We start from the raw sequence: 20,459 nt of genomic DNA, 5'->3' as shown, positions 1-20,459 counted from the left end.
TTCATGGCGGCGCCATGCGCCGGTGCTGGACTGCGCCTCAGATGTAATGCAGGTGCATGTTGCGCATGCGGTTCTCACCCACGCGCTCGATGAAGCGCTCCCAGCGGCTGCCTTCGGGCTCCACCAGGTCGGGTGACAGGCCCATGGGCGCGAGGGCGTTGCTGAAGTCGAGGTCGTCGTCAAGGTCTCGTGACTGCGCTTGCATCAGCTCAGCCATGAGCCGCGAGTCGCTCTGTGCGGCGTCCCAGAGCCGGGCGTCGGCGCGAGCCACCGCGCGGGCTTGCGACCATGCGTCGAGGCCGAGCATGGCGCGCTGCGCCAGACGGCGGGCTGTGCCAGCGAACAAGGCCAGGCCGGCGAGCACCACGATCCACAGAAACACCCAGCCAGCAAACAGGTGGCCATCAGCCCAGGTACTCACCAGGCGATCGGCCACCACGACCAGCGCGGCCAGGGCAGCGGCCAGCAGCAGCGCGGCCAGGCTGCGGGCGCCATCAAACCGGCGGGGGCCACGGTACTGGCCAGCGTCGGCTGCGGAGGGAGCCCTGGGGTAAACCAGGGTCGGGGAGGCGGTGGGTGACATCGTGTTCATGGGTAGCTCCTTCTGCGAAGAGAATGGCAATGCCCAAATACTAGGGTAAACCCGCATGTCATGCTTGTTTATTTTTGTAATGCCTTACATTCAGGTTGCTTATGAATGAACGCAACTTTCGCACGCTCGACCTCAATTTGCTCAGGGTGTTTGACGAGGTGATGGCAGAAGGCAATCTGACCCGCGCGGCCCACAACCTGGCGATGACCCAACCCGCAGTGAGCAATGCCCTGCGCCGCCTGCGCGAAACCCTGGGGGACGATCTGGTGCGGCGCGCTGGCTACGGCGTCGAGCCAACGCCGGCGGCGCTGGCGCTGTGGCCGGTCGTGCGTGACGCTTTGAATCAGCTGCGTGAGTCTCTCGCACCGGGCGCATTTGATCCCGCCCAGGCACGCAACAACTTTGTGCTGGCCATGGCGGACGCCACGGCGGCCATGGTGGTGCCCGGCCTGATGGACATCCTGGAGCGCGAGGCACCGGGCGTGAACTTGAGGGCCTTGCCCCTGACCACCCGCGATCCGCGCGACATGCTGGCCTCCGGCTCGGTCGATCTCGCGCTCGGTCACTTCCCGGGCGTACTGGCCGAGCTCAGTGCAGGGCACTTGCAAGACGACAACCCGCGCTTTCTCCACCGACGGCTCTACGAGGGACAGTACGTGGTGGTGATGAGGCGTGGTCACCCGATGGCCGGGCAACCGATCTCGCTGGACGACTACTGCAATGCCCGCCACCTGCTGGTGAGCTTTTCCGGCCGACCCTATGGCTATGTGGACGAGGCGCTGAGCGCGCTCTCCCGACGCCGTCGGGTGGTCCTGACGGTCAACCAGTTTTTCACCGCCGGGCAGGTGGTGGCATCCACCGACCTGCTCACCGTGCTGCCTCGACATTTCCTGCGCGCCACCGGCATCAAGCACCGCCTCGCCCACGCGGCGCTGCCGCTGACCGTGCCGGCCGTTCACGTCGACGCGATCTGGCACCGCCAGTTTGCGCACGACAGCGCCCGGCGCTGGCTGCTTGATGCGGTAAGCCGGGCTTCAGTTGCGGGGTTTGAGGCCGATAACAAGTCCAGAAGAAGCGGGGTTATGACTTGAACAACACCACCATGACCATCTTGCTTGCCGTCGACGGAAGCAAGTACACCAAGCGGATGCTGAACTACATCGTCTCGAACGAACTGATGTTCAGCCCGTCTTTCAGGTATGTGCTGGTCCATGCCGACAACAAGCGGCTGCTGGCGCCACAAGATGATCCCGAACACGCGCTGGATGCGGCGGCCAGATTTCTTGAATCTCACGGCTTCAAGGCCAAACGCATGCGGCGCAAGGGTGCGCCGGTGGATGTGTTGATTCAGGCGTCCAAAGACTTGATGTTCAATTTGATCGTGATGGGTTCCCGAGGCCAATCTGCCGCGAAGAGCGCCATGTTGGGTTCGGTCACCGCGGGTATTCTCGAACGGACCGCGGTTCCCCTGCTCGTGATTCGCTGAGGTCAGCGGCTGCGCAGACAATTGGGGTCATGCGCATCCAGCTACTGAGTGACCTGCACCTCGAAACCAACCCCGTCTTCGTGGCCACGCCAGCGCCTGGCGCAGACCTGCTCGTGCTGGCCGGCGATATTGGCTCCTACCAGACGCGGCACGACGGCAGCGTGATGAGCGAGCCCGACTGGGGGCTGCGGCGGTTCTCGCCATTGCCTCAACACGCGGGCTGGCCGGTTCCGGTGGTGTTTGTGCCCGGCAACCACGAGTACGATGCGCGCGACATCGATCAGGCGCATCTTGAGCTGCGCCTGACTTGTGACCGACTGGGTATCGACTGGCTGGAACGCGAGACACGCGAGATGCAGGGCGTGCGATTGATTGGCACCACGCTGTGGGCCGACTTCGACGCACTGGGCCAGTTGCCGGCAGATGCCCCGCAACCTCAGGCCAAGGGCAAGGCCCGCAGCATCCGGCCTGCACGCACCACCGATCCCCTTACCCACCGACTGCGACAGCGCGAAAAGGCGTTCCGCGCCGCCAACTTTTACCTAGAGAAGATGGCCAGCCAACGGCATGGCCGGCTGTTCGACGCTGAGGCAATGCGCGCCATGGCGCTGGACTGCCAGCACTGGCTGCACGCCGTGCTGACCAAGCCGTTCGACGGTTCCACCGTGGTGGTCACGCATTTCGCGCCCACGCTGCACAGCGCCGATCCGCGCTATGGCCTGAGCCCGGGCACCGCCGGCTTTTGTAACGCGCTGGACGGTTGGCTGCCGCTGGCCGATCTCTGGTTGCACGGCCACCTGCATTGCCCACAGGATCAACAGGTCGGTCGTTGCCGCATCGTGGCGAACCCCCTGGGCTATGCCCACAAGAACGAACAGCTTGCCTTCAACCCGGCCGGGCTGATCGAGATCTGAGCGAGCGCCGCTTGCGCCAGCGCAAGGTCTGCCCCCCGGATGGCCGTAAACTGAAAACATCACCCCAACCACGAGGAGAAGCACCATGAAAATCCTGCTCGCTGTCGATGGCAGCACCTACACCAAAAAAATGCTGGCCTATCTCACGACCCATGAGGAGGTGTTTGGCGCCGACAACGATTTCACGCTCTTCACCGTGCAGTCGCCCCTGCCACCAAGGGCTCGCGCCGCCGTGGGCAAGGACATTGCCGATGGCTACTACGCTGACGAAGCCGAGAAGATCACCGCGCCGGTGGTGAAATTTCTGCAGCGGCACGGCATGAACCCCAAGGTCGTCCACAAGGTGGGTTCGGCTGGCGAGATGATCGCCAAGGGCGCCGAAGCCGGCAAGTTCGACCTCGTCATGATGGGCTCCCATGGCCACAGCGCCCTGGGCAACCTGGTCATGGGCTCCGTGGCAACCCAGGTGCTGGCGCACTGCAAGGTGCCGGTGCTTTTGGTGCGGTAACGTCACCGCTCCCCCCGCGCCGGCTTCGCCGTCATCCCCCAAAGGGGCAACGCTGGTGGCCCGGCAACGCCGGTTCCACGGCGTTCTGGTTTAGCGACATCCCGCTCCGGACGTGCCGAGGAAATGCATTTGAAACCGACCCTCTGCGGCGCGCCATGTCTCGATTCAGGGCACTCCCGATCTGGCTCCGACAGTCGGCCAGTGCCGCCCCCTGAGGGTGACGCCGCAGGCGGCGCAGGGGGTTATCTGGTGCGCAGGCCGTCGAAGCAGCTCCCCAGCACCATCTCGATGATCTGCTCGCTGGTGTACAGACCAGAGCCCTTGAGAAAGCCCAGCACCGGGTCGCAGGCCCGCGCATACAAGGTGTAGAGCACGGCGATCGGCGGCAATTTGGGGTTGATGCTGCCGTCGGCCTGCGCTTGTTCGATCCAGCGCCCCAAACGCTCACTCACGTCCATCAGGCCATCGACGTAAGGCTTGTTCGTGGTGAGCGCTGCCCGCAGGCTGGAGTTTTCGCTTGGCAGCGAAGGCATTTCGCCCGCCAACTGCACTTCCATGGTCCAGCGCGCCACCGCCTGAAGCAGAACCGCGGCGGGCAAGGTGGTATCCAGGCTGTCCAGAAAGGCGCGCGCCCGATCCATGACGCGCACCATGGCAGCGGCCGCCAGATCTTCCTTGCTGGGAAAGTGTTTGTAGAGGCTGGCCTTGGCGATGCCCACCTCGGCCGCCACCTCGTCCACCGTCATCGCCTCAAAGCCCTTCTCGGCCAACAGCCGATTCACGGCGGAAACGATGGCGTCCTCCCGCGCAAGGTGCATTTGCTCACGAAAGCTGCGTTTGGGGGCGGACGCGATGGGGGAATTCAGGACGGCGCTGGACATGGCACACCAAGGTAATGAACAGCATGAATTGTGCCAGAAATCGACCTTGAAGTCGATAACCCCACTGATAAGTATCGTTACATACTCTTCAGTCACATTTCAGTCTTTCAGGATTATTATTCAGCCTGTAGAGTTTTTGACTGTGATGTTTCACACGCCGCCATGCAGTCATCCCTGGCCTTCAGACGGATCTCCTTCAACTTCATTTCATTTAGGACAACGCCATGCCCTTTAACCGCCGAACCCTCCTGCTGACCTCTGCGGCTGCTGCCGCCACCGGCCTGCTCGCTGCTTGCGGCGGCGGCGACGACGAATCCCCCGCGGCCGCTCAACAGAACATCGTTGAAATCGCCCAGGCCAATGCCCAGTTCAGCACGCTGGTCGCCGCAGTGGTCAAAGCCGACCTGGCTGGTGCACTCAGCGGCACCGACCTGCTGACGGTGTTCGCCCCCACCAATGCAGCGTTTGACGCGGCGGCCACTGCCCTCGGTCTGACCGATGGCCCTGCTCTCGTGGCTGCACTCCCCGCAAGCGCCCTGGCCTCGGTGCTCACTTACCACGTCGTGGTAGGTCGAAATCTCTCGAGCGGACTCGTCGCGGGCAGCCTGCCCACCTTGTATGAATTCGAAGGCGCAAGCGCGCCTCTCACGCTGGCTCTGAGCAGCGGCGTTCAGCTGACCGATGCGCTCCTGACCACCGCCACGGTGACCACACCTGATATCGAAGCCAGCAATGGCGTGGTTCATGTGATCAACAAGGTCCTGGTGCCACCAGGCGTGCTGAACATCGTGCAAATGGCTCAGCTGAACCCCGCTTTCTCCTCGTTGGTGGGCGCGGTTGTCAGCGCGGGTCTGGTCAGTACGCTGAGCGCTCCTTCTTCCAGCCTCACGGTCTTTGCGCCTGTGAACGCTGCATTCGCTGCCATCGCCAGCACAGTGGCAGGCCTGTCCACGGCTCAGCTGTCAACCGTGCTGACCTACCACGTGCTGCCCTCCCAGGTGTTGTCATCCGCTCTCGGCCCGGTGTTCGGGACGCCTGTCCCGACCGCAGCGACTCAAACCATCACGATCAACAACAACGCAACAGCGCCGGCAATTGCCACCATCACGGACACGACCATGACGGCCGCCAATATCGTGGCCGTCGATGTGCGGGCCAGCAACGGCGTGATCCATGTCATCGACAAAGTGCTTATCCCCAGCCTGTGAACCCAAATACGGCAACCGTCTTGCGACCTGCTTCCAGTCTTTCCTGACAACCAATCATTTCCCTGTCAGTTACTTTCCTCAACCAACCTTCCTATTGGAGTTCATCATGAAAAAGACCCTTATCGCTTCCCTCATCACCCTCGGCGCCATGACCTCGGCCTACGCCAAGGACATCGTCGACACGGCTGTGGCCGCCGGCAACTTCAAGACCCTGGCGACCGCGTTGACGGCCGCAGGCCTGGTGGACACGCTGAAGGGCCCCGGCCCGTTCACCGTGTTCGCGCCCACCGATGAAGCCTTTGCCAAAGTGCCCAAGGCCGACCTGGACGCGCTGCTGAAAGACAAGGCCAAGCTGACCGCCGTGCTGACCTACCACGTGGTGCCTGGCAAAGTGATGGCCAAGGACGTCAAGGCCGGTCAGGTCAAGACCGTGCAGGGCAGCATGCTGACCATCTCCACCACCGGTGGCGTGATGGTCGACAAGGCCAAGGTCACCGCGACCGACATCGTGGCCGACAACGGCGTGATCCATGTGATCGACACCGTGGTGATGCCGAAGTAAGCCACTCAGCTGACCAGAAAAAGCCCCGCACAGCGGGGCTTTTTCATGGGCCTTTCACCGCCGGCGGGTGCAAGGCGCGGCCAGCTGCCTCGCGCAGCGCACGGCTGAGGGTGTCGAGCACGTCCGAGCTCAGGTTCCAGCAGTGCCAGTACAAGGCCACGCGCAAGGCGTGGCGTGGCACGAGATTGACCAGTTCACCTCGTTCCAGCCGTTCGCGCACCTGCAGCTCGGGCAACACGCTCACCCCCCAGCCGGCCTTTACCGCGCGCACCTGGCCCTCGCTGGACGGCACGAAGCGCTGGCGCAACACGACACGCGGCAGCCCGAAGGCCTGGGTCACGAACAGATGCTGCAGCTGGTCCTTGCGGTTGAACGCCACGTAGGGAAAGTGGTGGAAATTGTGCTCGTTGATCCCTTTCGGACAGTGCTCGCGCGCAAAGCTGGCCGACGACACCAGCACATAGTCCATGCCCCCAAGCGACTCCATCTTGCAACCCCGCAGCGCCTGGCCAAGCGAGGTGACGCAGCCCAGCACCTGCCCCTCGCGCAACCACTCGTGGGTGACTTCCTGATCGTCGGTGATGATTTCGATCGGCAAACCACCCTGAGCCAGTGGGTCGAGGGCGGGCAAAGCCCAGGTGGCGATGCTGTCGGCGTTGATGGCCACCGAAATGCGCTCATCCTCGCGCGATTGGCCGGCCGAGCTGGGGGCCAGCTCCTTGAGGTCTTTGTCCAGATCGGCGCGCAGCAGCCGCATCATCTTGGCGTGCTTGATCATGAGCTGGCCGGCCGCGGTGGGCTTGAGCGGGCGGCTTCGCACGATCAGCACGGTGCCCACCTGGGCTTCCAGCGCACGAAGGCGCTGCGACACGGCGGACTGGGTGATGGACAGGCGCTGCGCCGCGCGCTCGAACCCGCCCTCTTCCACGATGGCGGCCAGGCATTCCAGGGCGTCGGGATCGAACGTGCTCACGTCGGGCTCTCCACGCGTCAGCCCCGGCGAAGTCGCCAGAATACTCATTAGCTGCGCTGATCTTTCCGATTTTAGTTTCATCCAGCTTCACTTGAAGCGGGGTTTTTTCCATACTGCGCGCATGCATCAACATCACAAGCGCAGGAGCACAACATGAACGTCGTCGTTCTCGGAGCCGGCATCATCGGCGTGAGCACCGCCTGGCATCTGCTGCAACGCGGGCACACGGTGACCCTGGTGGACCGTCAGCGCGATGCGGCGCTGGAAACCAGCTTTGCCAATGCAGCGCAGATTTCGGTCAGCTACTGCGAGCCCTGGGCCAACCGGGAAGCGCCGCTCAAGGCGCTGAAATGGATGTTCTCTGCCACCTCACCGCTGCTGTTTCGCCCGCAGATCGATCCCGCTCAGTGGCGCTGGGGCATGGAGTTCCTTGGCCAGTGCAACGATGCGGCGTTTGAACGAAACGTGTCGCAACTGGTGGCGCTGGGCTCCTACAGCCACGCCGCGCTGAAAGACCTGGTGGCCGAAACCGGCATCGAATACCACCGGCTGGAACGCGGCATCGCGCACTATTACAGCGATCAGAAGTCGTTCGACGGTGCCGCCGACGCCGCGGCAGTGATGCAGAAATTTGGCGTCAAGCGCCGGGTGATCGACCGCGCCGAGCTGCTGCGCATCGAACCGGCGCTGGCCCGCTACGCAGAGCAGATCGTGGGCGGCACCTACACGCCGTCAGACGAATCGGGCGATGCGCGCGTATTCAGCCAGCAGCTGGCCAAGCTGTGTGACCGGCGCGGCGCTCAGTTGCTGTGGCGCCACGACATCGAGCAACTGGACAGCGATGGGCGCCAGATCCGCCAAGTGCGCGTGCGCGACCAGATTACCGGCCAGGCGCGGGCGCTTCAGGCCGATGCGTTTGTGGTCGCTTGCGGCTCGTACACCACGCCACTGCTGAAGTCGGTCGGGCTGCGGGTACCGATCTACCCGGGCAAGGGCTACAGCGCCACGCTGCCCCTGCTCAAGCCCGAGCAGGCGCCACAAGTCAGCATGATCGACGACGCCTACAAGATCGCCATGTCGCGTCTGGGCAACCAGCTTCGCGTGGCCGGCACCATCGAGCTGGGCGGTTTCGACCTGGCCCTGGATACACCGCTGGCGAAAAAGCGCTGTGCGATGCTGGTGCGCCGCATCGAACAGGTGTTTCCTGGCGTGGCCGACACGCGCACGCCTGAAGAAGGCGGCGACCCGCAGTTCTGGACCGGCCTGCGCCCCGCCACGCCGACCAACATCCCGCTGATCGGGCGCACCCGACTGGGCAAACTCTGGATCAACGCTGGGCACGGCACGCTGGGCTGGACCCACGGAGCCGGTTCGGGCAAGGCACTGGCGGAACTCATCAGCGGCGAAGTCCCAGCGATGGACTTCGGGTTTGCCGGCATGCCCTCACCAGCCCGCACTCGCAGCGCTTCGGGCCTGGTCTCGCAGCGCGCCTGAGCAGCGCACCGCGCGCCGCCTGTCAGCCGGTTGTTTTCACCCGCACCGGCACCACGCGCGGCGAGTTGTCTTCGGGCACCACGCGCTCGCTCATCCACCGCAACAGGTCCAGCCACATCTGGCGAATCTCGGCGTCCAGCGGCGTGCGGAAGGCACTGGGCAATTCGATGGTGACCACCGGCATGCCTTTGTGAACGCCTCCATAGTTGCCCAGGCTGCCGGGAAAGATACCGACTTGATCGAGATACAGCCGACCCAGCTTGGGCGGCGGCGTGCCCGGCCCGTCGAAGTCGAGCACCCCGTAAGGCGCATGGATGCTCACGATGAGATGCGGCTGGAAGCGCTGCATCTCATCGTGCAGGTAACGAGACTCCGGCTCGGACAGCGGACTCGGACCGGGCCAGCGGCGCGGGTCCTTGCGGGTGCGCTGTTCCCAGTAGATTTTGGCGTCACGGGCCCAGTTGGGCGTGGGAAAGTTGCGATTGAGGTCGACGCCGCGCGCGTTCATGCGACGCGCCGGGCGCATCATCAAACCGTCGGGGTTGAGCGCGGGGATGAAGCGCCAGTGCGCGTTGGACGGGGTCTCCAGCGCACGCTGGATCCAGTGCAACGCCAGCGAAGCCGAGGAAAGCTCGTCGCCATGCATGGCGCCGACCACGAGCACGCGAATCTTCGCGTCGGGTGCCACCACATCGCGGTAGTAGAGCGTGCGACCCTGCACCGAGCGACCCACGGTGGGCAGCAGATGGGCATCGGCACACAGCTGCGATTTCACATTGGGCAGTCGAGCAACAAACTCCTGACACGGACCGCTGCCGACCACGTCGGCCAGCGGATGACCCGGCCCGGTCGCGACGCGAGCCGCTGCCCCCAGGGGCAACAACAGGGCAGCCAGCGCCAGCAAGCCGGCGCCTCGGGTCAGGGAGAACAAGAAGGGCATTCCGACATTCTAGAGACCGGCCGGCAAGCCCCGTCACCCGACGGACGCTGGCGCGACCCACCACATGACCACCGAAGGCCTCTTCCATCAGGCGTCTTTTTCGCCGGCCTCGTACAGCGTCTCGCGGCCCATGCGATCAAGAATGAGCTCGGCGGTCCAGGGCAGCATCAGCGCACCGCAACGGCTGTCTCGGTACAGGCGCTCCAGCGGCAGGTGTTTCATCATGCTCTGACCGCCGCAAGTCCGGATGGCCAGGCGCGCGATGTCGTTGGCGCCCTCCATCACGCTGTAGTGCGCCGCGTAGAGGCGCAGCTTTTCATCTTTGCTCGGATTCGGCTTGGCCTCACCGATGGCTCGGGCAAAGATGCTCTTCATGTTCTCCAGCTGGATGCGCATCTGCGCCACCGCGATCTGCTTGGTCGGGTACTGGCGACGCTTGACTGGTGGCTCGCCGGGCACTTCACCGCGCAGGTAGCTCACGGTGAAGTCGTAGGCCGCGTTGGCCAGGCCCAGGTAGGTGGGCGAGAGGGTGAAGAACATGGCCGGCCAGGTCTGCGCGCCCTTGAAGTAGATGCCGCGCGGCATGAGCTGTTCGGCGTCGCTCACGAACACATCCTTGAACGCGAGGTTGCGGCTGACGGTCCCGCGCATGCCCATCGGGTCCCATTCGCCACTGATGGAGAAGCCCTCGCTGCTGGCCGGCACGCTGATGTACAGCGTGTCGCGCGCATCGGGGAGGTCGTCACCTTTGTCTTCGGTGCAGAGGATGCCGTAGTAGTCGGCCGCGCCCGACAGGCTGGCCCAGATCTTCCGGCCGTTGATGAGCCAGCCGCCGTCCACCTTCTTCGCGGTGGTGCCGAACGGCGCGCGGCCCGCTGCGGCAGCCGTGCCTTCGCTGAACGGCTGGGCATAGATCGCGCCGTCGTCCACGATGCGCTGGAAGTGCAGTTCGCGCCGTGCCGCGTGTTCCGCGCGCTGTGCATCGGTCATGGGGATGCCATCGGCGAGCACACCGGTCCACATGGTGGAGCAGATGTGCATGTTCCAGGTGAGCGCGGTCGCACCGCAAAAGCGCCCGATCTCTGCCGCCACCATCATGTAGGTGGCGTAGTCAGCTCCCAGGCCACCATGGCTGGTGGGCACGCAAAGCCTCAGAAAGCCTGCGTCGCGCAGGTCCTCGTAATTGGCGAACGGAAAGCTGGCTTCCTGGTCCCACTGCGCGGCGCGAGCAGCGAACCGGTCGCGGCCCAGGGCATGGGCCTGGGCAAGCAGCTCGCGCTGCAGCGGTGTGAAGGCCAGGTCGCCAACGGCGGGGGTGAAGTCCAGAGCGGTGGTCGTGGCAGGCAGCGGTGCGTTCATGGGCGTCTCCTGGACTCAATGCAAGTCAGGCCGGTGGGTGGGAATGGGCTCGCGCAAAAAGTCGAGCAACAACTGGTCAAACGCCTCGGGCGCCTCAAGATTCATCAGGTGACCCATGCCGGCGAGCTCGGTGTACCGCGCCAGGGGAATGGTCGCGGCCATCTGCTGCATCACCGAGGGCGCCGCCACGCGGTCGAACTCGCCGCCGATCAGCAGTGTGGGCACGCGGATGTCGGCCAGCGCGTGCTGGCGATCGAAGGTCACCAGCGCATCCAGGGCTCGGCGGTAGGTGGACGGCGGCACGTTGCCCATGCAGAACTCGGCCAGGCGAAGGCCCTCGGGCAAGGCGCCAGGACCGACCATTTGCGGAATCAGCTTCTGTGCCATCTGCTCCATGGTCTGACCGGCATCGAGCGGCGCGGTGCGCTGAGCCACGAACTGCTGCGCCCAGCCTTCGGCCAGTCGGCCGTCGGTGCGCTTGCCGAAAGCTGCTGAGGTGCCGCACAGGACCAGGCGGTTGACTCGGTCGGGGCGGCGCGCGATCAGCTCCTGCGCCACCATGCCGCCCATGCTGTGGCCGACCAGGGTCACGCTGTCGCAGCGCAGCGCATCGATCAGATCGAGCGCACTTTGCGCCAGGCCTTTGAAGGTGTAGGGTTCAATCGGCGCGCTGCGGCCGTAGCCCGGCATGTCCCAGGCCACCGCACGGTAGCCAGCGCTTGCCAGCGCTTCGACCTGCGGAGCAAACGCGCGATGACCGCCGCCGATTCCGTGCAGCATGAGCACGGTGGGGCCGCTGCCGAGTGTGGTGAAGGCCGGCAGCGGGTTCATGCCTCTGTGCTCCGCTGCCGACGCAGGTCGCTGCACGCCGAGGGGGCTGGCCTTGCTTGGGGCGGCCGGGCGCTGTGCCCGTTCATGCTTCAACCACCTTTCCCGCGTTGACCACAGTGTGGCCGTCGAGCTGCACGGTGCAGCCGCGCATGGGCCAGTCGAAATGCCCACGCGTGTGGCGTCCAGCGACCTCGTTGGCGCCGGTGCTGTAGAGAAAGTTGCCGGAAAAGGCACGCAGCTCGGTGCCGTTGAAGTCGCGCTTGTCGTAGAGCGCCATGCTGTCCCAGCGGGCAGCATCGTTCAAACCATAGCCCACGTGGCTCACGGCGTAAGCAGGACCGGGTGACCCGGCGGCGAAACCATCTGCCTCATCCCAGGCTGAGAAGTAGGAGCGCAGGAGCTCGGCATCGACCCCGGCGCCCTCGATGCGGGTCACATGGTCGTCTTCGATGGTGAGCGTGATGGCGCGCTCGATGTAGCGCTTGAAAGTGAGGTTGACGTCACCCTCGGCCAGCACCAGCGTGCCGCTCACGCTGCTGGCCGCCGGGAAGGCCAGCACCAGGCCACCAGGCCAGTGGGTCAGTGTGCCCGGGCGGGTGGTGCTGCCCCAGTTGCCACCGACCACAGCGCCTTGCAGAGAAATCGAAAGGTCGGTGCCGGCCGGCGAAGTCACCCGCATGGACTGGGCGGCGCGCAGGCGCTTGACGTGGGCCTTGACGCGCGCTTCGGTGACGTCGTCGGGCAGCAGGCGGGCCAGCGCCTCCGGATGCTCGTTGCTCACGTAGACGATGCGCGGCTGCGTATGGCCGTTGCCTTGCAGGATGGCGGGCAACTCGGGTGCGTGCATCAGGCCTTCGACCGTGCAGTCGACCACCAGCGTGCTGGCCTGCAGCGCCGCGATCACCGGCGCGAGCTGCTGGATGACCGGGCTGGCACCGGTGGAGCGGGTCACCGGCTCGGCGCTGCTGAAGACCGACGGCAGAGAAACCGTGAACACGCGGGCACCGATGCGTGCGGCAGCCAGCTGCGCCAAATCCATCAGCACGCGCCGGCTCTGGCTTTCGCAGAGAATGGCGACAACGTCACCCGGCTGCAGCGCACAGCGCCGAAGCACGGTCTCGAAACCGTCGATCCAGGCGGGCTCGATCCGATCTTGAAGCATGTGCAGTCTCCCGCGCTGCGGCTGGCGTCATCCCCTGAAGGGATGCCGGAGTGTGGCAAAACCAGCGCCACGGCCCCCTTGACGTTCGCATGCGAGCGCAAATCGTGATTTGATCACTCCCTGCGCAACCACTGCGCAGGCGTGAACGCCATTATTCATGAATTTTCATATAAATTGCACGCATGTCCCCAGCCCGCTCTGCCGGCCTTCAGGCCCGCCCACCCGACTTTTCCGCGCTGGAATTCCGTGCCTCGCTCGGCATGTTCGCCACCGGGGTGACCATCGTCACCGCGCGTGCAGCCAGCGGTGAGCTGGTGGGGCTGACCGCCAACTCCTTCAACTCCGTCTCGCTGGAGCCACCCTTGGTGCTGTGGAGCCTGTCCCGCGGCGCGGGCTCGATGGCGGCTTTTTCCAACGGACTGCACTACGCAATCAATGTGCTCGCGGCGGACCAGCAGGACCTGGCGCTCAAGTTCGCCTCGCGCCACACCGACCGCTGGGCAGGCGTGGCCTTCAGCGACGGCGTGAGCGGTGCGCCGTTGCTGGCTGGAGCGGCCGCCACCTTCGAGTGCTTCAACCGCAGCCAGTACGGTGAAGGGGACCATGTGATCTTCGTCGGCGAGGTAGAGCGCTGCAGCCACCGCGCCGAGGCTTCGCCGCTGATTTACCACGGCGGCAAGTTCTTCACCGAACGCCTTCTCTAGGGCCTGTTCACACCATTCTCTTTAGATGTGTTGCGGATCAAAAAGGCCATGCGTGGGTCGCTGCCCCAGCACAGGAAAGGCATCCGGTGGCCACAGTGCCTCGGGGTTGGGTCTGCCTGGGGGCGGTCCGGCGGCTGGCCCGTCCACCACTGCGGGCCTATGCAGCGCGAAGGCGTAAATGCCATGGAAAACCAACGGTTCGTGGACAACTACCTCGGCTACCTGCTCGGCCAGGCCAACCATGCGCTGTTCAAGGACTTCGAGGCGGTGGTGCGCGAAGCAGGCCTGGGCTCCCTGGAGTGGCGGGTGCTGGCCACCCTGAGCGGGCAGGCGCCGATGCCGGTGGGTCAGCTGGCGCAAGAGGTGCTGAGCCAGCAGCCCACGGTGACCAAGCTGGTGCAGAGGCTGGCGGCACAGGGCTGGGTTGAGCTGCGCGACGATCCGGCGGACCAGCGACGCACGCTGGTGGAAATCACCGCCACCGGGCAGCGCCTGATAACACCGCTGATCGAACAGTCGCGCGAACACGAGGCGCGCGTGCTGGCGGATCTGGACGAAGCCGATGTCCGCCGCCTCAAGCGGCAGCTGCGCCAGCTCGCCCGCTTTCGCTGACCGAACCGCCGCGACAGCGCCACCCCCCGGGCCAGCGGCAGAATCCCTGACGTGCCCGCCACAGCGCCCCGCCTTAGGCGCGCCCCTCTGTCAGTCAGACCCCAAGAAACCGTGACCACCTCCGCCATTCGCAAACCCCATCTGGACTCGCTGGCCATCGGCCTGCTGGTGCTATGCTGCGCCTTCTGGGGCTTTCAGCAGATCCTGATCAAGTCGACCGTGGGCGAGATCCCGCCGCTGTGGCAGGCTTCGCTGCGCATGGGTGGCGCCACGGTGCTGCTTTGGCTGTGGTGCCAGGCCCGCGGTGTTTCGCTGTTCACGCGCGACAACACGCTCAAGGGCGGGCTTCTGGCCGGCTTGCTGTTTGCCGCCGAATTCGCGTTCATCTACATCGGCCTGCAGTACACCAGTGCTTCGCGCCTCACCGTCTTCCTCTACACCAGCCCCTTCGTGGTCGCGCTGCTGCTGCCGCGCGTGGTGCCGAGCGAAACGCTCAGGCGCATGCAGTGGATCGGGTTGGTGATCGCATTCGCGGCGGTGGCGATCGCCTTCAGCGAAGGCTTTCTGCACAGTTCGCCGGTGGCCGGCCAGTGGCGCGGTGACGCGATGGGCCTGGCCGCCGGCATCTTCTGGGGCCTGACCACGTTGACCATCCGCAGCACGCGGCTGTCGGATGCAAGCGCGGAAAAAACCCTGTTTTATCAGGTGGGCGTAACGGCGTTGGTCATGCCGCTGCTGTCGCTGGCGCTGGGTGAAACATGGTCGCTCGACTACTCGGTGCAAGCCTGGACCTCGCTCGGCCTGCAGACCGCCGTGGGCGCGTTTGCCAGCTACCTGACCTGGATGTGGCTGCTGCGTCACTACCCCGCCACGCAAATGGCGAGCTTCACGTTCCTAACACCCGTGTTTGCGTTGGTGTTTGGCGTCGCCCTGTTGGGCGAACCGCTCACGCTGCAGCTCGCCCTGGCGCTGGTGGGCGTGGCGGTGGGTATCGTGCTGGTGAACCGGCGCTGAGCCGGCTCACCGCACGCACCGGGCCACTCAGCTCTTCTTCGCCAGCCCCAGCTTCTCCACCGTGGCCTTTTCGGCCTTGAAGGTTCGCTCGGCGTAGGCGGTGTACTCGGCGGTGCTCATGTAGATGGTGGGCATGTAGAACCTGTCCAGCGTCTCCAGCAGTTTGGGGTCTTCCAGCGTTTTCTTGAACGCGTCGTGCAGCACTTTGGTGACGCCCGGGTCCATGCCGGCCGGTGCGCCGATGCCGAACGGCGACTCGCTGATCGTGTCCCAGCCGCTTTCCTTGACCGTAGGCACGTTGGGAAAGGCCTTGTTGCGTTGGCTGCCGAGTGTGGCGAGCAGGCGCAGCTTGCCGCTTTGAACGTGGGGCGCCACATCCAGCGTGCCGCTCATCACGCGGATGTGTCCACCGAGGATGGCGGGCACCAGTTCGGCCGAGCCTTTGTACGGGATGGGATTGAGCTGGATGCCAGCTTTCTCGCTGAACTCTTCAATGGCCAGATGCGGCGTGGTTCCGGTACCCGTGTGGCCGTACTCGAGCTTGCCCGGGTTGGCCTTGGCGTAGGCCACCATCTCCTGGATGGTCTTGAAGGGTGCGTCGGCGGTGCAGGCCAGCGCAAAGGTGTAGCCCACCAGGCAGACCACGTGGGTGATGTCCTTCACCGGGTCGAAGTTCATCTTCTGCATGTGCGGCAGACGGTAGATGCCCAGCGGCAGCTGGGTCAGCGTGTAACCATCGGGCTTGGCTCCCACCATGGCACTGGCACCCAGGGTGCCACCCACGCCAGGCTTGTTCTCCACCACCACCGGCACGCCGAGCTGGCGCGATGCGCTCTCGGCGATGGCCCGCATCACGCCGTCACTGGCACCGCCAGCAGGCCAGGGCGCGATCAGCGTGATGGCGCGCGAGGGAAACTTGTCCTGCGCGAACGCGCCCGAAGGCAGCAGTGCGGGCGCAGCCACAGCGGCGGCGGCGGTGAGCACCTGGCGGCGGTTCAGTTGGTCGGGGCGAATGGGCATGGTGGTCTCCTGGTTATCGAAAGGTGGGAAGCCCGCCTGAGCGGAAGCGCCACCTTAGCGACCACGCGCCCACAGGGGAAGCGGAATGACCCCGTGCCGTGGGGCCATTCAGTCGCTGGGGTGACTGTGGTGATGTGCCTGGTCGGCGCCGCACCGCGGCTTCAGCCTTGGGTTTTCACCCAGGCCTGGTAGCGCGCCAGGGTCGCCTCGTTCGCCGGGTACAGGCCGGGCAACGCCACCCCCGCCGCCACCTCGTGCACCACCCAGCCTTCAAAACGCTCCTGCTCCACGGCGATGGGCACCACCGTCTCCAGCAGATCGGCGGGGATCAGCACTGCGCCATCGGCATCAACCACCACCACATCGTTGGGAAACACCGCCACGCCACCGCAGCCAATCGGCTCCTGCCAACCGACAAAGGTGAGACCGGCCACCGAGGCGGGTGCGGCCGTGCCCTGGCACCACACCGGCAGGCCGGAAGCCAGCACGCCATCGAGATCGCGGATCACCCCATCGGTGACCAGCCCCGCCACACCTCGCTTCTGCATGCGCGCGCACAGGATGTCGCCAAAGATGCCGGCGTCGGTCACGCCCATGGCATCGACCACGGCGATGCAGCCCGGCGGCATGGCCTCGATGGCCGCGCGGGTGGAAATGGGCGAAGCCCACGAAGCCGGTGTGGCCAGGTCTTCTCGCGCAGGCACAAAGCGCAACGTGAAGGCCCGCGCCACCACCCGTGGCTGCCCGGGCTTGATCGGTTTGGTGCCGCGCATCCAGAGATTGCGCAAACCCTTTTTGAGCAACACGGTGGTGAGCGTGGCGGTGGTGACGCCGCTCAGGGTGCGAACGAGCTCGGGGTCAAGCGGCAGCGGGTCAATGCCCATGGGTGTCTCCTGAATGGCCGTGAAGGGAAAGGATCAGCGCTGTTCGGGCGGGATGTGCCGGATGGACGCCGAGAATGCCGCATGGGCGGACGGGTCCACCGGCCGGTGTTTCACCGTCGTGCTTGCCGGATCGGTGGCGAGGCAGTTGTGGTTCTTCCAGTTCTGGACTGGCCGCACCGGTCGGGGCACAAAACCACCCCCGCAATTGGGGCAGACGTTGCCCAGCAATTCATCCACACAGGTGGCGCAAAACGTGCACTCATAACTGCAGATGCGCGCGTTCAGCGCGTCGGGTGCCAGCGATCGGTTGCAGTGCTCGCAGGTGGGCCGCAGTTCAAGCATGAGGTCCCTCCAATCTTCCTAGGCGCGTATCACTGGTGCTGCGCGACCGAGATGCATGCCGCCATCCAACAAGAGCAGCTCACCTGTCACGGTCCGGGCGCAATCAACCAGCCACACGATGGCTTCGGCCACATCTTCGGCACTGCAAGCCGTACCGAGCGGGACGGTGTTTTCGTACTGCGCGCGGATCTTCTCGGCGTTTTCCTGCCCCACGCCGTCGACGAACCAGCGCGTGGTGATCAGGCCAGGACACACCGCGTTGACGCGAATCGCTGGCGCGAGCGTGCGTGCCAGGTGCAGCGTCAGCGCATTGATCGCGCCTTTGGACGCAATGTAGGCCACCGAGGAGCCTATGCCCAAGGCACCGGCGATGGAGGACACGTTGACGATGCATCCGTTGTGGGCCTTGAGGTGTGGCACGCAGGCGCGCACCATCTGAAAAGCACCAATGACATTGACACCATAGATGTTCTGAAACGTGGCGGTGTCGAGTGCCTCCCAGTTGGCCGAACCGGCAAACGATGTGATGCCGGCGTTGTTGACCAGCGCATCGATTCGGCCCCAGCGCGCGAGGGCGGCGTCGGCCATGTGGCGGCAGGCGCCGTCGTCGGCCACGTCGCCACGCACCAGCAATGTCTCTGCACCCACAGCCTGGCAGGCAGCTTCCGATGCCTTCGCCTCCTCTTCGCTCTTGGAGTAGTTGATCACGACGTGATAACCCCGGCTCGCCAAGCTCAGCGCCGTGGCAGCGCCCACACCGGTTGCCGATCCGGTGATGATGGCCACCTTGTTTTCGGTCATGTGATTTTCTCCCTGTTGTGAATGCCGTTCATGCTGGGCGCATCGGGTTGCGCTCTCGCGCAAACGCCACATACCAGTCCAGGCAGCCCGGGTTCGCCATCGCTTCTTTGTTGATCACCTTCTCCATCGGCTGACCAAGCAAGAGCTTCTTGATCGGCAGCTCCTGCTTCTTGCCCGAGAGCGTGCGCGGAATCTCGGCCACCTGGAAGATGGCGTTGGGCAGGAAGCGCGGCGAGAGCGCCGTGCGAATCGCATCGTTGATCTTCGCCGTCATGGCAGCGTCCAGCGCCACGCCTTCTCGCAGCACGACAAACAGCGGCATGTAGCTCTCCCGGCCCAGGTATTCCAGGTCCACCACCATGGAGTCCATCACCTCGGGCAGCGTCTCGACCGCGCTGTAGAGCTCGCTGGTGCCCATGCGCAGACCGTGGCGGTTGATGGTGGCATCCGACCGCCCATAGATCACGCACGAACCATCGGGGTGGATGCGCAGCCAGTCGCCATGGCGCCAGACGGCGCCGGCTTCCGCAGGGAGATCGCCGCCACCGGGTTGGCGACCATGACCAGGGGGATAGGTATCGAAATAGCTGCCGATCAACCGCCGGTTGTCGGTGTCGCCCACGAAGTACATCGGCATTGAGGGGATGGGCTGCGCGCAGACCAGCTCCCCCACCGCGTCGATCACCGGCTGGCCCTGCTCGTCCCAGGACTCGACCGCACAGCCCAGCAACCGGCACTGCATGCGGCCAGGGATTTGCGGCAACTCGCGGTGGCCACCGATGAAGGCCCCGGCGAAGTCGGTGCCGCCCGAGATGTTGCACCACCAGATGTCTTGCTGGGCTTCGGTCTTGGCGATGGCCGCAAACTGCTGGGTACCCCAGCCTTGCGCATCGGGCGACAGCGGCGAGCCGGTGGTGCCCAGGGCCCGCACCGCCGACAGATCGCCGCAGCTGGACAGGTCCACCCCCGCCTTGAGGCAGTTGGCAAAGAACGCCGCGCCGGCGCCGAAGAAGGTCACGCCCTGCTCGGCAGCGAAGCGCCAGAGCGTGGTCCAGTCGGGTTTGTCTTTGGTGCCCCCGGGATTGCCGTCGTAGATGACGCAGGTGGTGCCGTTGAGCAAGCCGCTGGTTTGGGCGTTCCACATCACCCAGCCGGTGGAGCTGTACCAGTGGTAGCGCTCGCCCCAGCTGTTGGGCGCGTAGCTGCAGCCCACGTCGTTGTGCAGGATCTTGAGCGCCAGCGCCACGATGAGCGTGCCGCCGTGGCCGTGCACGATGGGCTTGGGCAGGCCGGTGGTACCGCTGCTGTAGACAATCCACAGCGGGTGGTCAAACGGCAGCCAGACGGGCTCGAATGCGGCCACGGCCGCGTCGTCGCGGGCGGTGACAGCGGCAAACGATGCACACGGCGCGGCATCTTGCAGCGCCTGCTCGGTTTGCGCCGCCGACTCGGCGAGGTTGGTATGCAGGATCACGTGTTGCACGCTCGGCAGCGCCGCGCGCAGCTCGGCCACCACCGCCAGGCGATCAAAATCGCGCCCGCCGTAGGTGACGCCATCGCAGGCAATCAGCACCTTGGGGGCGATCTGCTGGAAGCGATCGAGCACCGCGTTCGTCCCCATGTCGGGCGCGCACACGCTCCACACGCCGCCAACGCTCACCGTGGCGAGGAAGGCCACCATGGTCTCGGAGATGTTGGGCAGGTAGGCCGCCACGCGGTCACCCGGCTGCACGCCCTGGGCCTGCAGGTGCAGCGCGAGCGACGCCACCTGACGCTGCAGCTCCGGCCAGGTCAGCTCGACCGCGCGTCCCTTTTCATTGCGGCTGATCACCGCCGAGAAACCCGCTGCGTGCGCTGGCTTTGCGTGGCGCAGCACTTGCTGCGCGTAGTTCACCTGCGCGCCGGGGAACCAGTTGGCACCCGGCATCACGTTCTGCTCCAGCACCGCCGTGTGCGGCGTGGGTGAGCGCAGATCGAAGTAGTCCCAGATGCTTTGCCAGAAGGCATCGAGCTCGGTGGTGGACCAGCGCCAGAGCGCGTCGTAGTTGTCGAACGAAAGGCCGCGCTCGGCGGCGAGCCAGTCCTGGTACAGGCGGATCTGGGGCACAAAGGCGGGTGGCGAAACAGGTGCGGCGGGGGTGACGGAGCTCATGGGCGGGGTACCGGAGGAGA

Annotated in this window: 22 protein-coding genes; 10 read left to right on the top strand and 12 right to left on the bottom strand. The window is 65.2% G+C overall.

From position 1 onward, the window contains the following. Nucleotides 1–37: 37 nt before the first annotated feature. Complete coding sequence (locus QUV25_RS15990; RefSeq protein ID WP_300865418.1) at nucleotides 38–592, bottom strand: hypothetical protein; 555 nt, start codon at nucleotides 590–592, stop codon at nucleotides 38–40. Nucleotides 593–693: 101 nt separating this feature from the next. Here QUV25_RS15990 and QUV25_RS15985 point away from each other — a divergent pair, with 101 nt between their 5' ends. From QUV25_RS15985 to QUV25_RS15970, 4 genes are all read left to right on the top strand, one after another. After that, entirely contained in the window at nucleotides 694–1,683 is a 990-nt protein-coding gene (locus QUV25_RS15985) for a LysR family transcriptional regulator (RefSeq protein ID WP_300865416.1), read from the top strand. Further along, nucleotides 1,680–2,078: a universal stress protein gene (locus QUV25_RS15980; RefSeq protein ID WP_300865415.1), complete on the top strand. Its 399-nt coding sequence runs from the start codon at nucleotides 1,680–1,682 to the stop codon at nucleotides 2,076–2,078. Before QUV25_RS15985 ends, QUV25_RS15980 begins: the two co-directional genes overlap by 4 nt. Before the next feature lie 29 nt (nucleotides 2,079–2,107). Continuing rightward, a complete protein-coding gene (locus QUV25_RS15975) occupies nucleotides 2,108–2,992 on the top strand; it encodes a metallophosphoesterase (RefSeq protein WP_300865413.1) in 885 nt (294 codons plus the stop codon). Between the two features lie 85 nt (nucleotides 2,993–3,077). Next, nucleotides 3,078–3,500 carry a universal stress protein gene (locus QUV25_RS15970; protein WP_300865412.1) on the top strand — a complete coding sequence of 141 codons (423 nt, stop codon included), beginning with the start codon at nucleotides 3,078–3,080 and terminating at the stop codon, nucleotides 3,498–3,500. A 242-nt stretch (nucleotides 3,501–3,742) separates the two neighbouring features. Here the strand turns inward: QUV25_RS15970 and QUV25_RS15965 are convergent, their stop codons facing one another. Further along, a complete protein-coding gene (locus tag QUV25_RS15965) occupies nucleotides 3,743–4,381 on the bottom strand; it encodes a TetR/AcrR family transcriptional regulator (protein ID WP_300865411.1) in 639 nt (212 codons plus the stop codon). Nucleotides 4,382–4,605: 224 nt separating this feature from the next. Here QUV25_RS15965 and QUV25_RS15960 point away from each other — a divergent pair, with 224 nt between their 5' ends. After that, a complete protein-coding gene (locus QUV25_RS15960; RefSeq protein WP_300865410.1) occupies nucleotides 4,606–5,589 on the top strand; it encodes a fasciclin domain-containing protein in 984 nt (327 codons plus the stop codon). Between the two features lie 106 nt (nucleotides 5,590–5,695). Further along, nucleotides 5,696–6,151: a fasciclin domain-containing protein gene (locus QUV25_RS15955; protein WP_300865408.1), complete on the top strand. Its 456-nt coding sequence runs from the start codon at nucleotides 5,696–5,698 to the stop codon at nucleotides 6,149–6,151. Between the two features lie 43 nt (nucleotides 6,152–6,194). Here QUV25_RS15955 and QUV25_RS15950 read toward each other — a convergent pair whose 3' ends face one another. After that, nucleotides 6,195–7,124: a LysR family transcriptional regulator ArgP gene (locus tag QUV25_RS15950; protein WP_300865406.1), complete on the bottom strand. Its 930-nt coding sequence runs from the start codon at nucleotides 7,122–7,124 to the stop codon at nucleotides 6,195–6,197. Nucleotides 7,125–7,277: 153 nt separating this feature from the next. Between QUV25_RS15950 and QUV25_RS15945 the strand changes: the two genes are divergently transcribed. Next, complete coding sequence (locus tag QUV25_RS15945) at nucleotides 7,278–8,618, top strand: D-amino acid dehydrogenase (protein WP_300865404.1); 1,341 nt, start codon at nucleotides 7,278–7,280, stop codon at nucleotides 8,616–8,618. Between the two features lie 22 nt (nucleotides 8,619–8,640). On the opposite strand, the gene QUV25_RS15940 is transcribed toward QUV25_RS15945, so the two are convergent. The 4 genes from QUV25_RS15940 to QUV25_RS15925 all read right to left on the bottom strand — a co-directional run bounded on the left by QUV25_RS15940 (nucleotide 8,641) and on the right by QUV25_RS15925 (nucleotide 12,910). Beyond that, complete coding sequence (locus QUV25_RS15940) at nucleotides 8,641–9,558, bottom strand: M14 family zinc carboxypeptidase (RefSeq protein ID WP_300865402.1); 918 nt, start codon at nucleotides 9,556–9,558, stop codon at nucleotides 8,641–8,643. A gap of 87 nt (nucleotides 9,559–9,645) precedes the next feature. After that, on the bottom strand, nucleotides 9,646–10,917 hold the full coding sequence (locus tag QUV25_RS15935) for an acyl-CoA dehydrogenase family protein (RefSeq protein WP_300865400.1): 1,272 nt from the start codon (nucleotides 10,915–10,917) through the stop codon (nucleotides 9,646–9,648). Nucleotides 10,918–10,932: 15 nt separating this feature from the next. After that, nucleotides 10,933–11,748: an alpha/beta hydrolase gene (locus tag QUV25_RS15930; RefSeq protein WP_300865398.1), complete on the bottom strand. Its 816-nt coding sequence runs from the start codon at nucleotides 11,746–11,748 to the stop codon at nucleotides 10,933–10,935. Nucleotides 11,749–11,830: 82 nt separating this feature from the next. Continuing rightward, on the bottom strand, nucleotides 11,831–12,910 hold the full coding sequence (locus tag QUV25_RS15925) for a peptidase M29 (RefSeq protein WP_300865396.1): 1,080 nt from the start codon (nucleotides 12,908–12,910) through the stop codon (nucleotides 11,831–11,833). A 182-nt stretch (nucleotides 12,911–13,092) separates the two neighbouring features. Here QUV25_RS15925 and QUV25_RS15920 point away from each other — a divergent pair, with 182 nt between their 5' ends. From QUV25_RS15920 to QUV25_RS15910, 3 genes are all read left to right on the top strand, one after another. Further along, nucleotides 13,093–13,614 carry a flavin reductase family protein gene (locus tag QUV25_RS15920; protein WP_300865394.1) on the top strand — a complete coding sequence of 174 codons (522 nt, stop codon included), beginning with the start codon at nucleotides 13,093–13,095 and terminating at the stop codon, nucleotides 13,612–13,614. Between the two features lie 183 nt (nucleotides 13,615–13,797). Continuing rightward, nucleotides 13,798–14,226, top strand: coding sequence for a MarR family winged helix-turn-helix transcriptional regulator (locus QUV25_RS15915; RefSeq protein ID WP_300865392.1), 429 nt, complete (start codon nucleotides 13,798–13,800; stop codon nucleotides 14,224–14,226). Between the two features lie 111 nt (nucleotides 14,227–14,337). Then, the gene (locus QUV25_RS15910; protein WP_300865390.1) at nucleotides 14,338–15,240 is read left to right on the top strand and encodes a DMT family transporter; all 903 of its coding nucleotides are present in this window, start codon (nucleotides 14,338–14,340) and stop codon (nucleotides 15,238–15,240) included. Between the two features lie 27 nt (nucleotides 15,241–15,267). Here the strand turns inward: QUV25_RS15910 and QUV25_RS15905 are convergent, their stop codons facing one another. The 5 genes from QUV25_RS15905 to QUV25_RS15885 form a co-directional block, all read right to left on the bottom strand. Further along, nucleotides 15,268–16,260 carry a tripartite tricarboxylate transporter substrate binding protein gene (locus QUV25_RS15905; protein ID WP_300865389.1) on the bottom strand — a complete coding sequence of 331 codons (993 nt, stop codon included), beginning with the start codon at nucleotides 16,258–16,260 and terminating at the stop codon, nucleotides 15,268–15,270. A 161-nt stretch (nucleotides 16,261–16,421) separates the two neighbouring features. Continuing rightward, entirely contained in the window at nucleotides 16,422–17,144 is a 723-nt protein-coding gene (locus QUV25_RS15900; protein WP_300865387.1) for a ribonuclease activity regulator RraA, read from the bottom strand. Between the two features lie 33 nt (nucleotides 17,145–17,177). Then, on the bottom strand, nucleotides 17,178–17,486 hold the full coding sequence (locus QUV25_RS15895) for a DUF1272 domain-containing protein (protein WP_300865386.1): 309 nt from the start codon (nucleotides 17,484–17,486) through the stop codon (nucleotides 17,178–17,180). An 18-nt stretch (nucleotides 17,487–17,504) separates the two neighbouring features. Continuing rightward, nucleotides 17,505–18,287, bottom strand: a complete 783-nt coding sequence (locus QUV25_RS15890) for an SDR family oxidoreductase (protein ID WP_300865385.1) — start codon at nucleotides 18,285–18,287, stop codon at nucleotides 17,505–17,507. A gap of 28 nt (nucleotides 18,288–18,315) precedes the next feature. Further along, nucleotides 18,316–20,439, bottom strand: coding sequence for an acetoacetate--CoA ligase (locus tag QUV25_RS15885; protein WP_300865383.1), 2,124 nt, complete (start codon nucleotides 20,437–20,439; stop codon nucleotides 18,316–18,318). Between the last annotated feature and the right edge of the window lie 20 nt (nucleotides 20,440–20,459).

Source organism: Hydrogenophaga sp., assembly GCF_030373245.1.
Classification (GTDB): domain Bacteria; phylum Pseudomonadota; class Gammaproteobacteria; order Burkholderiales; family Burkholderiaceae_C; genus Hydrogenophaga.
The sequence above is the reverse complement of the archived record's forward strand: the minus strand, read 5'-3'. Positions and strand labels throughout refer to the sequence as shown.

What these genes read in the sequence shown, in the direction of transcription:
- QUV25_RS15990 (WP_300865418.1), bottom strand. Translation starts at nt 592, where the DNA reads ATGAACACGATGTCACCCACCGCCTCCCCGACCCTGGTTTACCCCAGG.
- QUV25_RS15985 (WP_300865416.1), top strand. Translation starts at nt 694, where the DNA reads ATGAATGAACGCAACTTTCGCACGCTCGACCTCAATTTGCTCAGGGTG.
- QUV25_RS15975 (WP_300865413.1), top strand. Translation starts at nt 2,108, where the DNA reads ATGCGCATCCAGCTACTGAGTGACCTGCACCTCGAAACCAACCCCGTC.
- QUV25_RS15970 (WP_300865412.1), top strand. Translation starts at nt 3,078, where the DNA reads ATGAAAATCCTGCTCGCTGTCGATGGCAGCACCTACACCAAAAAAATG.
- QUV25_RS15965 (WP_300865411.1), bottom strand. Translation starts at nt 4,381, where the DNA reads ATGTCCAGCGCCGTCCTGAATTCCCCCATCGCGTCCGCCCCCAAACGC.
- QUV25_RS15960 (WP_300865410.1), top strand. Translation starts at nt 4,606, where the DNA reads ATGCCCTTTAACCGCCGAACCCTCCTGCTGACCTCTGCGGCTGCTGCC.
- QUV25_RS15955 (WP_300865408.1), top strand. Translation starts at nt 5,696, where the DNA reads ATGAAAAAGACCCTTATCGCTTCCCTCATCACCCTCGGCGCCATGACC.
- QUV25_RS15945 (WP_300865404.1), top strand. Translation starts at nt 7,278, where the DNA reads ATGAACGTCGTCGTTCTCGGAGCCGGCATCATCGGCGTGAGCACCGCC.
- QUV25_RS15940 (WP_300865402.1), bottom strand. Translation starts at nt 9,558, where the DNA reads ATGCCCTTCTTGTTCTCCCTGACCCGAGGCGCCGGCTTGCTGGCGCTG.
- QUV25_RS15935 (WP_300865400.1), bottom strand. Translation starts at nt 10,917, where the DNA reads ATGAACGCACCGCTGCCTGCCACGACCACCGCTCTGGACTTCACCCCC.
- QUV25_RS15930 (WP_300865398.1), bottom strand. Translation starts at nt 11,748, where the DNA reads ATGAACCCGCTGCCGGCCTTCACCACACTCGGCAGCGGCCCCACCGTG.
- QUV25_RS15925 (WP_300865396.1), bottom strand. Translation starts at nt 12,910, where the DNA reads ATGCTTCAAGATCGGATCGAGCCCGCCTGGATCGACGGTTTCGAGACC.
- QUV25_RS15920 (WP_300865394.1), top strand. Translation starts at nt 13,093, where the DNA reads ATGTCCCCAGCCCGCTCTGCCGGCCTTCAGGCCCGCCCACCCGACTTT.
- QUV25_RS15915 (WP_300865392.1), top strand. Translation starts at nt 13,798, where the DNA reads ATGGAAAACCAACGGTTCGTGGACAACTACCTCGGCTACCTGCTCGGC.
- QUV25_RS15905 (WP_300865389.1), bottom strand. Translation starts at nt 16,260, where the DNA reads ATGCCCATTCGCCCCGACCAACTGAACCGCCGCCAGGTGCTCACCGCC.
- QUV25_RS15900 (WP_300865387.1), bottom strand. Translation starts at nt 17,144, where the DNA reads ATGGGCATTGACCCGCTGCCGCTTGACCCCGAGCTCGTTCGCACCCTG.
- QUV25_RS15895 (WP_300865386.1), bottom strand. Translation starts at nt 17,486, where the DNA reads ATGCTTGAACTGCGGCCCACCTGCGAGCACTGCAACCGATCGCTGGCA.
- QUV25_RS15890 (WP_300865385.1), bottom strand. Translation starts at nt 18,287, where the DNA reads ATGACCGAAAACAAGGTGGCCATCATCACCGGATCGGCAACCGGTGTG.
- QUV25_RS15885 (WP_300865383.1), bottom strand. Translation starts at nt 20,439, where the DNA reads ATGAGCTCCGTCACCCCCGCCGCACCTGTTTCGCCACCCGCCTTTGTG.